The sequence below is a fragment of the Mesoflavibacter sp. CH_XMU1404-2 genome, from assembly GCF_037029465.1.
In the GTDB taxonomy this organism is placed as follows: Bacteria; Bacteroidota; Bacteroidia; order Flavobacteriales; family Flavobacteriaceae; genus Mesoflavibacter.
On the sequence record NZ_JAYMEM010000006.1, the window covers coordinates 227,252 to 241,093 of the forward strand.

Annotated in this window: 13 protein-coding genes; 8 read left to right on the forward strand and 5 right to left on the reverse strand. The window is 32.2% G+C overall.

Going from position 1 to position 13,842, the window contains the following annotated elements:
• The 6 genes from WA327_RS05705 (at nucleotide 1) to WA327_RS05730 (ending at nucleotide 4,503) form a co-directional block, all read left to right on the forward strand.
• Complete coding sequence (locus WA327_RS05705; protein WP_336067452.1) at nucleotides 1–492, forward strand: rhodanese-like domain-containing protein; 492 nt, start codon at nucleotides 1–3, stop codon at nucleotides 490–492.
• On the forward strand, nucleotides 492–1,100 hold the full coding sequence (locus WA327_RS05710; protein ID WP_336067454.1) for a TIGR04282 family arsenosugar biosynthesis glycosyltransferase: 609 nt from the start codon (nucleotides 492–494) through the stop codon (nucleotides 1,098–1,100). The genes WA327_RS05705 and WA327_RS05710 overlap by 1 nt, the downstream gene beginning before the upstream one ends.
• The gene (locus WA327_RS05715) at nucleotides 1,097–1,909 is read left to right on the forward strand and encodes a purine-nucleoside phosphorylase (RefSeq protein WP_336067456.1); all 813 of its coding nucleotides are present in this window, start codon (nucleotides 1,097–1,099) and stop codon (nucleotides 1,907–1,909) included. The genes WA327_RS05710 and WA327_RS05715 overlap by 4 nt, the downstream gene beginning before the upstream one ends.
• A 79-nt stretch (nucleotides 1,910–1,988) precedes the next feature.
• Nucleotides 1,989–2,957 (forward strand): arsenosugar biosynthesis arsenite methyltransferase ArsM, encoded by a 969-nt coding sequence (gene arsM, locus WA327_RS05720; protein WP_336067458.1) that lies wholly within the window; start codon nucleotides 1,989–1,991, stop codon nucleotides 2,955–2,957.
• 63 nt (nucleotides 2,958–3,020) lie between these two features.
• Nucleotides 3,021–3,812: a DUF547 domain-containing protein gene (locus WA327_RS05725; RefSeq protein ID WP_336067461.1), complete on the forward strand. Its 792-nt coding sequence runs from the start codon at nucleotides 3,021–3,023 to the stop codon at nucleotides 3,810–3,812.
• A complete protein-coding gene (locus WA327_RS05730; RefSeq protein WP_336067464.1) occupies nucleotides 3,805–4,503 on the forward strand; it encodes a TIGR04283 family arsenosugar biosynthesis glycosyltransferase in 699 nt (232 codons plus the stop codon). The genes WA327_RS05725 and WA327_RS05730 overlap by 8 nt, the downstream gene beginning before the upstream one ends.
• Here the strand turns inward: WA327_RS05730 and WA327_RS05735 are convergent, their stop codons facing one another.
• From WA327_RS05735 to WA327_RS05755, 5 genes are all read right to left on the reverse strand, one after another.
• Nucleotides 4,504–5,955: a nicotinate phosphoribosyltransferase gene (locus tag WA327_RS05735; RefSeq protein ID WP_336067467.1), complete on the reverse strand. Its 1,452-nt coding sequence runs from the start codon at nucleotides 5,953–5,955 to the stop codon at nucleotides 4,504–4,506. It lies immediately after the preceding gene.
• Between the two features lie 90 nt (nucleotides 5,956–6,045).
• Nucleotides 6,046–8,196 (reverse strand): TPR end-of-group domain-containing protein, encoded by a 2,151-nt coding sequence (locus WA327_RS05740; protein ID WP_336067469.1) that lies wholly within the window; start codon nucleotides 8,194–8,196, stop codon nucleotides 6,046–6,048.
• A 9-nt stretch (nucleotides 8,197–8,205) separates the two neighbouring features.
• A complete protein-coding gene (gene prs / locus WA327_RS05745; RefSeq protein ID WP_336067471.1) occupies nucleotides 8,206–9,045 on the reverse strand; it encodes a ribose-phosphate diphosphokinase in 840 nt (279 codons plus the stop codon).
• Nucleotides 9,046–9,109: 64 nt separating this feature from the next.
• Nucleotides 9,110–9,802: an NrtR DNA-binding winged helix domain-containing protein gene (locus WA327_RS05750; RefSeq protein ID WP_336067474.1), complete on the reverse strand. Its 693-nt coding sequence runs from the start codon at nucleotides 9,800–9,802 to the stop codon at nucleotides 9,110–9,112.
• Nucleotides 9,803–9,828: 26 nt separating this feature from the next.
• Nucleotides 9,829–10,782: a glycoside hydrolase family 113 gene (locus WA327_RS05755; RefSeq protein WP_336067476.1), complete on the reverse strand. Its 954-nt coding sequence runs from the start codon at nucleotides 10,780–10,782 to the stop codon at nucleotides 9,829–9,831.
• A gap of 145 nt (nucleotides 10,783–10,927) precedes the next feature.
• On the opposite strand from WA327_RS05755, the gene WA327_RS05760 reads away from it, so the two are divergent.
• On the forward strand, nucleotides 10,928–12,232 hold the full coding sequence (locus tag WA327_RS05760) for an FAD/NAD(P)-binding oxidoreductase (RefSeq protein WP_336067479.1): 1,305 nt from the start codon (nucleotides 10,928–10,930) through the stop codon (nucleotides 12,230–12,232).
• A gap of 1 nt (nucleotide 12,233) precedes the next feature.
• The gene (locus tag WA327_RS05765; RefSeq protein WP_336067481.1) at nucleotides 12,234–13,817 is read left to right on the forward strand and encodes a 4Fe-4S dicluster domain-containing protein; all 1,584 of its coding nucleotides are present in this window, start codon (nucleotides 12,234–12,236) and stop codon (nucleotides 13,815–13,817) included.
• Nucleotides 13,818–13,842: the final 25 nt, after the last annotated feature.

Here is a 13,842-nt window from a genome sequence, read left to right on the forward strand (position 1 = left end):
ATGAAAACGGTTTTTTTATACATATTTGTCTTAATTGGATTTCAAAGTTTTGCTCAAAAAACTTTAGATGACGTATTAAAAAAACACAATCGTTCTGATATACCTTACATTAGTGTACAAGAGTTAGCTATGCCAAAAACCAAAGCTAAAATTTTGGATGCCAGAAGCGTTGAAGAGTATAATATAAGTCATCTGAAAAATGCTTTTTTTGTGGGTTTTGAAAATTTCAATCTCAAAAAAACAACTCAACTTTTTCCTGATAAAACTGAAATGATTGTCGTGTATTGCTCTATTGGGGTACGATCTGCAAAAATTGCTCAGCAATTAAAAGATGAAGGTTACACCAATGTTTTCAATTTGTATGGTGGTATTTTTGAGTGGAAAAACAATAATTTTCAAGTCTTTGATTTAAAAGAAAAAGAAACTGAAAAAGTTCATGTTTACGACAAAGATTGGGCTATATGGCTAATTAAAGGCGAAAAAGTATATTAATGCAACAAAAAAACCTCATCATAACATTCACAAGAAATCCAGAATTAGGAAAAGTAAAAACCAGATTAGCAAAAACTATTGGCAATCCTTCAGCATTAGCGATATATAAAAAATTATTAAAACATACCGAAAGTGTTTTAAGACCATTAAGCTGCGACAAAGCAGTCTATTACTCTGTAAAAATTAGAGAAAACGATATTTGGGACAGCAATATTTATCAAAAACACCAACAAAACGGCGAAGATTTAGGCGAAAGAATGGCGAACGCTTTTAAAAACGGTTTTAAAAGTGAATATCAAAAAATAATCATAGTTGGTAGTGACCTTTACGACTTAAAAACAGAACACATTAACCAAGCGTTTGAGGTGTTAAAAAATAATGACGTCGTGCTTGGACCTGCCGAAGATGGTGGTTATTATTTGTTAGGAATGAAAAAATTTCACGCTAAATTATTTCAAAATAAAAACTGGGGAACTAGCAGCGTTTTAAAAGAAACTTTAGATAATTTAGAACAAGAAAACGTATTTTTGTTAGACACCTTAAACGATATTGACGTTTATGATGACATAAAAAAATATAACGATTTAAAAGCATTAATTAAACCATGATAAAATACATTAATAAAACTGTAGATTATTTAAAAGATAAAGGATTTGACCAACCAGAAATTGGTATTGTTTTAGGCACAGGATTAGGACAATTACCTAGTCATTTAGAAACTATCGCAGAGGTTAGTTACAATCACATTCCACATTTTCCAACAGCTACAGTCGAATTTCATAAAGGCAAATTAATCTTTGGTAAACTTTCTGGAAAAAAAGTAGTGGTAATGCAAGGACGATTTCATATTTATGAAGGCTACACACTTCAAGATGTGACCTATCCAGTAAGAATTATGGAAAAACTAGGTATTCACACATTATTAGTTTCAAACGCAGCTGGTGCCATAAATTTAAATTTCAAAAAAGGTGAAATTATGCTAATCGACGATCATATTAACTTACAAGGTAGTTCGCCATTAGCTTTTCAAGGAGTAGAAGCTTTAGGAGAACGTTTTGTAGATATGAGCGCTCCTTACAATTTAGAGATTAACAAAAAGATAAAAAACATTGCCCAAAAACACAATATCACATTACACGAAGGTGTTTATGCAAGTGTTGTTGGTCCGCAGTTAGAAACTCGCGCCGAATACCGAATGTTAAAAACTATTGGCGCAGATGCTGTTGGGATGAGTACAGTGCCAGAAGTTATTGTCGCTAATCACTTAAATTTAAAAGTTGCTGCTGTATCTGTATTAACAGACGAATGTGATCCAAAAAATTTAAAACCTGTAGATATACAAGAAATCATAGCTATGGCAAATAAAGCCGAACCAGATATGATTACTTTATTTAAAGAATTAATAGAAACACTTTAATAGTTGGTAGTATTTAACAGAAAGTTTGCATTCAAAACTGACACTGAATACTAAATACTGCCCACTGCATACTGAAATTATGAGTTACTTAAACACCACAAAAGACGTTTACAAAGAAGCAGCACTTACACCAGATGTTGGCTTATGTTGTACTACAAATCCTATATGGGAATTACCAGGATTAAAAATCCCAAAAATTATGCAAGAGATGAATTATGGTTGCGGATCAACCGTTCATCCTCGAGATTTAACTAACAGTCCAAAAATACTTTATGTTGGTGTTGGTGGCGGAATGGAGTTACTGCAATTCGCTTATTTTTCTCGTCAAAAAAATGGCGTTATCGGTGTAGATGTTGTAGATGAAATGTTAGACGCTTCTCGTAAAAACTTTAAAGAAGCCGAAGCACAAAACGCTTGGTTTAAAAGTGAATTTGTAGATCTTAAAAAAGGTGACGCTTTACATTTACCTGTTGAAGATAACAGCATTGATGTTGCAGCTCAAAATTGCTTATTCAATATTTTTAAAGCTGAAGAATTGAAAAAAGCAATAGACGAAATGTACCGTGTTTTAAAACCTCATGGTCGTTTAGTTATGAGTGATCCAACTTGTGAGCAACCAATGAATGATACGTTACGTAACGACGAAAGATTACGTGCACTTTGCTTAAGTGGTAGTTTACCAATTGCTGAGTATGTAAAAGCTTTAACCGATGCTGGTTTTGGAACTATCGAAATTAGAGCCAGAAAACCATACCGTATTTTAGACCCAAAACATTACCCAACAGACGAGCTAATCTATATAGAATCTATAGAAGTTGCCGCTATAAAAGATCCAATGCCTGCAGATGGACCTTGCATTTTTACTGGTAAAGCAGCTATTTATTATGGTGAAGAGGATTATTTTGACGATAAAGCTGGTCACGTTTTATTAAAAAACCAACCATTGGCAATTTGCGACAAAACTGCTGGTGCTTTAGCTAGTCTTGGCAGAGATGATATTTTTATTAGCGAATCTACCTTCCATTACGATGGTGGCGGATGCTGCTAAAATTTCTGCGAAAGCAGAAATCTAAAAATTATAAAAAACGTCTAATTAAAACTTGAAATTATCATGAAACACATCATTTATATATTATGTTTTGGTTGGACGTTTTTTGGTTTTTCTCAAGATTTAGAACAAAAAAAAGAGAAAGCAAATGATTCAATAAAACAAGTGGAAAATTTTCATCAAGAGTTAAAAAAAAGAACTTCTAACAACATTCACTTACTTTGGGATGAGTTATTAAAAAAGCATGTCTCAGACAATGGAAATGTAAATTATAAAGGGTTTAAATCCGATCACAAAAAGCTATTGGACTACATTTATGTTTTGAGTTTAGTCAATAAAAATGAAAACTTTAATAAGCTTTCAAAAAATGAAAAACTAGCGTATTGGATTAACCTTTATAATGCGTTAACAGTAGATTTAATTGTGCATCATTATCCAATAAAATCTATTAAAGACATTAAAAACCCTTGGAAACAACGATTATGGAAAACCGCAAACCTCAACTATAATTTAGATGAAATAGAACACGATATTTTGCGTAAAATGAACGAACCTCGAATTCATTTCGCTATTGTTTGCGCATCGATTTCATGTCCTAAACTTAAAAACCAAGCCTACACAGCAGATCTTTTAGAAACACAACTAACAAAAGCGACAAAAGAATTTTTAGCAGATAATACAAAAAATGAAATCGCTAAAAACGAATTAAAAATTTCTAAAATCTTCAAGTGGTTTAGCAAAGATTTTGAAACTAATGGAACTGTTATCGATTTTATAAATCAATACACAACTATCAAAATTTCTAAAGACGCAAAAATTAACTACAAAGGTTATAATTGGGATTTAAATGAATAGAATTTCTGTCATAATTCCTATGTTAAATGAAGCAGAAAATATTGGTCGATTGCTTCAATATCTTATTGATAATGCCCACTACAAAAATAAATTAGAAATTATTGTTGTTGATGGCGGAAGTACTGATAATTCTGTTGAAATAGTAGAAAAATTCAACCAAAAAAACTTTAAACTCATTAATTCAGCTAAAGGACGCGCCAAACAAATGAATGCTGGTGCTAAAGCTGCAACTGGAACTATATTATATTTTTTACATGCCGATTCTTTTCCACCAAAACACTTTGATCAATTCATTTTAAATGAAACACAAAAAAGTAACCACGCTGGTTGCTTTAGACTACAATTTAACAGTAATCATTGGTGGTTATGTTTGGCTGGCTGGTTTACACAATTCAATTTTAAAGCTTGTCGTGGTGGCGACCAAAGTTTATTTATAACTAGAAAACTTTATGATAAAATTGGTGGTTTTGACGAGTCTTACATCATTTACGAAGACAATATTTTTATTAGTCAGCTATATAAACTAAAACAATTTACAGTGATCAATAAACCTATTATTACCTCTGCTAGGTTGTATAAAAAACATGGTATTTTTAAACTTCAATTCTATTTTTGGATGATTTATCTAAAAAAATGGCTTGGTGCTTCTGCTAGTGAATTACATGAATATTATAAAGAAAAGATTGGGTGATTAATTTTTAATTCGTCTTCTAATCTCATGCAAAGTATTATTTATCAATAGCTCTCCATCTTTAAAAACTTCTTTAAGTTCTCCTTGCTGTTCTTCTTCCCAAGACACTTGATCTTTCAAAATGTAGCGACCTTTAGTTTTTTCAATTTTAATTAAGCCCTTAGCTGATTTTTTAGTGCCATCATCTGTTATAGGATCTTTGTAAATTTCTCTCCCAACTCCATTAACTTCACCGTAAGTTGCTTTCATGGCAAAACCAAAGGTATCTCTGGTATTATATTGATACGTAAAAGATCCTATACCCAACACCACGTTAGTAGATGCAAAACCCTTTTGTTTAAGTCGCTCGCAAATATCTTTGGCTCTTTCTAAAGTGATACTATCACCATAAATAGCACCAATATGGCTATCTAATTCCTTGTAACCTTTCTCGTTGATTTTACCTCCGAAAATTTCCCAAAGTAGTTGTATAACTCCTTTCTTTTCAGCTTCTGTTTTTCCGTTTGGATTACCACAGATGATGTCAGCTGGATCACCAGAATCTGGTCTGATAACAACTTTTCCTTCTCGACTTAGGACTTCATTTTTTAGATTTGGAAGATACTCGGTTAACACTTTCCACAAATCCCAAGTATCAGAAACAATAGACACAATACCGTTAGGATAAATTTCTGTAATTAACCGTTTGAAGGTCTCTTCTTCTCCTTCATTGGTTCCCATACACATAACAGAATGTTCTGTTGCAGAAACAGATCCGCCAATTAATTCTGTATCTGAATTGGCATTGTAATAGTCTTCAAAAAAATCAATTGATGGAATGGTGTCTGTTCCCGTAAAACTCAATAAATGTCCTGCCGAAGATATGATAGCAGCTTCCAAACCTCCCATACCTCGCATTGAAAAGTCATGACCTTGCCAATCTACAAATTCTGGTATTGTTGAAGTTTCTTCAGCATATTTATCTAAAATTTTACGATACTGTTTTGCAATAGTAGACGAGTTACATGGCAACCAAAGTGTTGTAGATAATAAAGTTTCAAAATAATTAGTTAGCCAAAAAAACTCTGGTTTTGTATTGTACATGGTAAGCATTGGCACACGAATTGGTACAGAAACACCTTCTGGCAATGCTTTTACAACCATAGGTAAATATCCTAAGTCGTGTAGGTCTTCGATATGTTTTATACCTACTTTATTTTCGCCTAAATAATTATTGATACGTCTTTGATATTTTTGACAAACTTCACTTTTAGATTTACTGAAAAAATCTTTATCAAACGCTTCAACCATGTATTTTTTGATGAAATATTGCAGCCCAAAAAATACGACCTCTTCCACACCTTCTATTCTACTTTTTCGAGGTGTCCAATTAGAATACACTAAAGTTGTTTGCTTTGGATATTGTCTGCGATGGTCAACTTTGTAACCGTCTGTATATAATAGTGGATTCATAATGTGTTAATTTGCGTAATTATTACACAAATATAAACCGAATAAATTAATACGCAAAATATTTTGTGTAAATTTTACACAAAAAAACAATTAGTCTTGATTTTTATATTTTGCTAAAAGACTTTTAAAATCTTTATCTTCTAGATAGTCTGCCCAATCGTTATCTTCTTTAACATAAGCTTCACTAATAAAATGTTTTTCCAGGCTTTCTTCTAAATATTTTAAAGCTGACTCTTTTTTTCTTAATAAAGCATAAGTACAAGCTAGATTGTATGAGCTTCCTCCCAAGACATAAGCTTTTTGACATAATTTGAGTGCTTTTTGAGGTAAACTTTGTTCTCCTGTTAAATCAAATAGTCCAATTAAGGCATTTGCCCAATTGTTATAAATAGCATCATCTTTCGGATTTAATTCTGATGCTTTTTCAAATTTCTGAAAACTCTCTTTATATAATTCGGCAGAAGATTCCTGCTTTGCTAAATGAAGTAGCGCAGTTCCCCAATTATTATAAATAGCATCATTTTTAGGATTTAATTCTGATGCTTTTTCAAATTTCTGAAAACTCTCTTTATATAATTCGGCAGAAGATTCTTGTTTCGCTAAATTAGATAGCGCAGTTCCCCAATTGATATAAATAGCATCATTTTTAGGATTTAATTCTGATGCTTTTGTATATTTCTGAAAACTCTCTTTATATAATTCGGCAGAAGATTCCTGTTTTGCTAAATCAGATAGCGCAGTTCCCCAATTGTAATAAATAGCATCATCTTTAGGATTTAATTCTGATGCTTTTGTATATTTTTGAAAACTCTCTTTATATAATTCGGCAGAAGATTCCTGTTTTGCTAAATCAGATAGCGCAGTTCCCCAATTATTATAAATAGCATCATTTTTCGGATTTAATTCTGATGCTTTTGTATATTTATGAAAACTCTCTTTATATAATTCGGCAGAAGATTCCTGCTTTGCTAAATCAAATAATGCGTTTCCCCAATTGTAATAAATAGCATCATTTTTCGGATTTAATTCTGATGCTTTTGTATATTTTTGAAAACTCTCTTTATATAATTCGGCAGAAGATTCCTGTTTTGCTAAATCTAAAAGTTGACTTGCCCAAACATTATAATACCAACTTAATTGTTCTTTAGCTTCTATAAAACTCTTTAGTTCAATTTTATTTTCAAAAGTTATAGCAAGCTCATCATTAAACTCATTTTTTAGTATTGAATCAATTATTTTTTGTTTAAAACCTTCAATGGTATCTACATTTTCAAATTGCTCAATAGCTTTATCTATTCTATCATTGCATATTTCTATAATATTTTTCACCTCTTTATTTAAGTAATCTTCTCCATTAATCTCATTTACATTTTGCATTATTGATTTGACATGATTAAAAGGCTTGTAAAAAATATCTGGTGGGCTTAATTTCTCATCAAGTTTACTTAATTCTGCGTGTAACTTTAAGAAAAAAGTATCCGCATAATACCCTTCAATAACTTGTGCATTGTTGTTAGGTGTCTCTAAAAATTCTATAACATGTTTATCTTCTTTTGGGTTTAAGGCTTTTTTTACCCAGAAAAACTCATTAGAAAAACTACCCAAAGATTTTATTTTATCAAAAATACCGTCATTACCACTATAACCAACGACTATCCATGTACGTCTAGTTTTTATACTATTGAACAAGCTTAAAACCTCAGCTTCTACTTTTTCAAGTTCTTCTTTATTATTAAGTAACCATTGTCCAAAATATTGACCATGAAGATATAACACTGATCCTGTTCTAATATCTGTTGTCGTTACGGTTTTAATGTTTGAGACATCATAAACTGGTGGTAAAAAATTATATAACGTACAGGCTTTTAAAATTAAATCGTCAAAATTTACTGTTACGATATAGTCGACATAGCCTAAACTTAATAATTGCGCTAAATACACATTTGCCATATTAAGTTTGACTTTATCTCTTGTAACATAAAAATGAAATAAATCTCTTCTTTCATCAGCAGTAAGTGCTCCCATTAAAACATAATAATCTGATTTACCATCTAATACAGCGTTTTTAATTATTGGGTTTTTTCTAAACTTTAATTTAATATGTCTTACAATTACTCCAGTTAATGGTATTCCAGCAGAAACAGATGCTCCTGCTCCTAAAAAAACAATAGCTTTATCTTTTCCTTCTGTTTTTGCTTTATCTAATAGATATGCTAAATATTGTATTGTACTTTTATTCATACCCTAAATTTAATCTTTTAATAATTCTTTAATCTCAATCTGCTCCACACCATTCTCAAAAGTTTTAAAACTATCTGTTGTAAATATTTTAGTAAAGTGTTGGTTTAATACCTTAAAGCCTTTATTAAATATCCCATGACTTACAGCCAAATACAAATTTCCTGCGTTTTTGTTTTTTAGCTCTTTAGCCAAGCCAATAAAGGTTCCGCCACCATCACAAATATCATCAACTATTAAACAATCTTTTTCTTTTAAATCCTCTTCATAGACTTTAAACCCTTCTAATTTTCCGTTTTTTACATTTCGTTTTTTTGAACATTCTATTACTGGTTTTCCACCTAAAAACTCGGACACTTTATAAATCTTTTTTAGTGCTCCACCATCTGGTGAGATTAACAAAATATCTTTATCTAAAGCAGATACTACTTTCCGAATAAATAAATGGTTAGTAATCACCGCACAGTTATTCAAAACAGCTGGCGTAACTTCAGAATGTGGATCGTAAATTGTGATTTTATTTAAATTCAATTGGTTTAATAAATCAGCATACACTTTTATCGACAACGGTTCGCCTATTACCATAACCCTATCTTGCCTTGCTGCTGGAAAATAAGGTATAAATACGTTTAGTATTTCAACACCATACCGTCTTAATGCATCTACAGCTAAAAGCAACAAGCCAAAATCATTAAAAGATTGAATCCTAGTTGTGATAGTAACTTCGGTTTGATTAGAAACATCTGTCAAAATCTTAATATGAGGCTCACCACCAGAAAAGGTAAAAATCTCAAACTGAATATTATTTTCTGATTGAAAAGGCTGAAATTGAGCGTCTAAGTTTAAATACATTTTGCGTTGTTTTTACACAAATTTAAATTAAATTTTTTTAGCTACAAAATTATTTGTGTTATTTTTACACAAACTTAATTTCAAAATGGAAACCTTCCTGTAAAAGTGCGTTGTATTTCTTTTGATTAAACTTGAAGAGTTTAGCTGGTCTGCCACTTCCTTTTTGGCTTATTTTGTCAGTCTCTTCTAGAATGTCGAAGCTTAAGATTTTCTTTCTGAAGTTACGTCTATCGATGTCTTTTTCTAAAATGGAAGTATATAAATGTTCAAGATCTGAAAACGGAAATTCTTTATTTAACAAATCAAATCCAATAGGTTGATAGGTTAACTTAGCTTTTAGACGCTCTTTAGCCATGTCTAAAATTTTCTTATGGTCAAATGCTAATTTTGGTAATTTATCTAAGGTGAACCATTGTGCTTCAACAGCATCTGTACTAGCCTCAATTTTAAAATGATGCGGTTTTACCAAAGCAAAATAGCTTACGGCTACTACCCTATTTCTAGGATCTCGATTAGGCTCACCAAAAGTGTACAATTGCTCTAAATAATCAATGGTAACACCTGTTTCTTCCCTGAGTTCTCGTTTAACAGCTGCTTCTAAAGACTCCTCTTCCAAAACCAATCCACCAGGTAAAGCCCAAGCATCTTTAAATGGTTCTACTCCTCTTTTAATCAATAAAACAGATAAGGATTTTTTTGATTCGTAACCAAAAACCACTGCATCTACAGCTATTTTTATATTTTGATTTAAAGTCATTTTTGTGTACACTTTACACAAAAATACTAATTCTTATAATACTGCCTAATAATTTCTTCCGCTGGTTTATTTTGTGGTGTAAACATATTGTCTTTTGCGCCGCCAGATTGCTCGTAATTATGAAACCACTTCCAAACAAATCCGCCTGCAAACCAGTCTTCTTTCCAAAAAGTTTCAAATAAAGCTTTTGTGGTATTTGTTTGCGCTTCAAGATTTGGAGTCGCCTCATAATTACCAGTTGTCCATGGTTTTTCACCAGAAAAATCAAAACTACGATAACCAAACTCGGTAAACAAAATAGGTTTTTTGCTGGTTTGCTGCACGTTTTTAATATCTGGCAAATGCAAATTCCAACCTTTTAAACAATCTGCTTCAGTTGGTGTTTTTAAATTACTTACAGGAAAATAAGCATCTATACCAACATAATCTAAATCAGACCAAAATGGTGTTTTTGTAAACTCGTTCCAGTTGGCTGCATATGTCAGTTTACCTTTATAAATTGCTCTAGTTTTTTTAATTAATTGTGTCCAAAACTTTGGTCTATATGCTACAAAATTTTCTAATTCGGTACCGATGCATAACATTTCGGCATTGACCTCTTTGGCTACTTTTGCAAAATCTAAAATAAAATTTTCATATGCCTTCTCTAGTTCTTGCCATTCTTCTTCAGAATTCATCTTAATAAAACCTGTAAATTCGCCACGCCAAACCCAAATTTGAGGTTTAATCATCACTTTAATTTGCTGTTTTTTTAGTGCTTCAACGTACTGTTTTACACCTTCGCCAGTTTCGCCAAACCATTGTCTATCGGTGTTGTAAATTATTTCTGGATGCTGTAAATTTTTGATAAAACCAAAGGGCATTATTGCCGCATAATTAGCGTTTAAATCTACGACAGGCTTGATATGTTTTTCAGAAATACTATCTCGAGACGCTACAAAACTTATACCATTAATTTTTTCAATCTTTGGTGAAGTCATGCTACACGCACAACACAAAAGCAATATAGAAATCTGAAAAATTAACCGCATAAGTCTGAATTTATCAATAAATTTAAACAAACTTGGAAAAAAGGATTAAGGTTTTAACAAAACCTTCGACTTAAAGCCTAACTAAAACCAAAATATGGAGCACGTTATTATTATTGGTAACGGAATTTCGGGAGTTACCTTAGCACGACATATTAGAAAATTATCTGATAAAAAAATCACAATCATTTCTGCTGAAAGTGATTATTTTTTCTCTCGTACGGCGTTAATGTATGTCTACATGGGACACATGAAGTTTGAGCACACACAACCCTACGAAAATTGGTTTTGGAAGAAAAATAATATCGAATTAAAAAAACGCTACGTTAACAGTATTGATACCGACAACAAAACACTTCATTTTGCAGAAGGTGACCAAATGAACTATGATAAATTAGTGATTGCAACAGGTAGCAAACCTAATAAATTTGGTTGGCCAGGTGAAGACCTAAAAGGCGTACAAGGCTTGTACAGCAAACAAGATTTAGAAAACCTTGAAATCTATGCACCGAACAACAAAGTCTGTAAACGCGCAGTCATTGTTGGTGGCGGATTGATTGGTATTGAATTGGCAGAAATGTTTAATTCTAGAAATATCCCGGTAACATTTTTGGTACGAGAAAGCAGTTTTTGGAACAGCGTTTTACCAGAAGGCGAAAGCCAAATGATAAATAGACACATTAAAAATCATCATATCGATTTAAGACTTTCAACTAATTTGAAAGAAATCATTTCTGATGAAAACGGAAAAGTAAAATCCATCATCATTGAAGACACTGGCGAAGAAATTCCTTGTGATTTTGTAGGCTTAACTGCTGGTGTCTCACCCAATATTTCATTTTTAAAAGAAAGTAAAATCGACACCAACAAAGGTGTTTTAGTCAATCGTTTTTTAGAAACCAACATTAAAGATGTGTATGCAATTGGTGATTGCGCCGAACAGCGTGAAGCTATCAGTAATCGCAGACCAATTGAAGCGGTTTGGTATACTGGACGCATGATGGGAGAAACTTTAGCGCAAACCATTTGCGGCAATAAAACGGAATACAAACCAGGACATTGGTTTAACAGCGCAAAATTTTTAGATATTGAATATCAAACGTATGGTTGGGTAAATGGCAAAAAAGGAAAACCTGATTACGAAGCTCATTTCCATTGGAAACATGAAGACTACACCAAATGTATGACTATAGCTTATCACAGAGACACAAATCAATTTTTAGGCATCAATACCTTTGACATAAGGCTACGTCACGACGTTTTTGATAAATGGCTTACCGAAAAACGTGATTTAGACTATGTGATTAACCATTTAGAAGCAGCCAATTTTGATCCAGAATTCTATAAGCGATTTGAAAACCAGATAAAAGCAAGCTATAATAACACCTTACAAACTAACTAACATGAGCTTAAAATTAAATTACAGCATGTCTTTGGCTAATTCTTATGGATTAACAAAAACTCAAAAAATAGCTTCAGCAGTTGGTATTCTTGGTTTATTCATTTTGGTTTTAGCTTTATTTAATGTTCAATTTCCTAATAAAGCAATTACGCTGACTATCGCTTTAAGCCTAATGTTTATTGGCGCTATTTGGTTTTCTAATAGTTTGTATTTAGACAAATCTAAAGGCATAAAAAATGATGGTGTTTGGTTTAAATCTTTATCCGCTAGAGGACTAATTGGTTGGTTAATTGGTGTTGTTTTAACCTTATTTTACATCGTACTTTATTTTTATCCGCAATATTTAGGTTTAGCTCAAAAAGGTGAAGAAAACACAGGTTTGGTTGCGCTTTTTGATCCGTTAAGTCAGCTTTTAAGCGGAAGAAACGCCAGCCAATGGTTTGTTTATGGTACGCTATACACGGTCGCTATTTTGGTTTTTGGCTATAAATTCATTTTAAAATATAGACACAATCGCTATGAACAAATTAGGACTATATCTGTCATGTTTTTTCAATTGGCTTTTGCGTTTTTAATTCCAGAATTTATGTACGTAATGAATAGCGATTTACCGTACTACGATTTAAAAAATATTTGGCCTCTTAACTATTATAACTTCGAAAGTTATCGCATAAAAGCCTTTATCAGTGCTGAAAATATCGGTTTAGCGATGCTAATTTTTGGTATCGTTTCAATATTTGTCATCACACCAATTTTAACCTACAAATATGGTAAACGCTGGTATTGTTCTTGGGTTTGTGGTTGTGGTGCATTAGCCGAAACTGCTGGTGATAGCTTCAGGCAATTAAGCGACAAATCTCAATTTGCTTGGAAGGTAGAGCGTTGGGTAATTCACTCGGTTTTAGTATTTGTAGTACTTATGACTACTGCTGTCATACATAGTTATTTGGGTAATGACACAAGCAAATATTGGCTTACAAAATCGTCGTTTTTAATATTTGTAGCTTCATTTTTGACCTTAATTTTTGTTGGAACATTTATTTTTAAACGTAAAGAATTAGCTAAAGACGCCAAATATGGTGCGATTGGCTACTTTGTGATTATTATGTCCTTATTTGCGTTGCATTATTTCGGCAAAGACAATTCGCTATTTTTATTTAAATCTGAAAGCTTAAGAAAAAGCTACGGATTTTTAATCGGTTCTATATTTTCTGGTGTTATTGGCACTGGCTTCTACCCTATTTTTGGTAGTCGTGTTTGGTGCAGATTTGGTTGTCCTATGGCGGCAATTTTAGGATTTCAACAACGCTTATTTTCAAAATTCAGAATTACAACCAATGGTGGACAATGTATTTCTTGTGGAAATTGCTCAACCTATTGCGAAATGGGAATTGACGTACGTGCCTATGCTCAAAAAGGCGAAAACATTGTACGATCAAGCTGTGTTGGATGTGGAATTTGCAGTGCTGTTTGCCCAAGAGGCGTTTTAAAATTAGAAAATGCCAGCATGAAAGGTCGCATAAACCCTAACGAAATCCTTCTTGGAAACGATGTAGACTTAATGGATTTAATAAATAACAAATAATCCAAAAACAATTGTATTTTTGCGC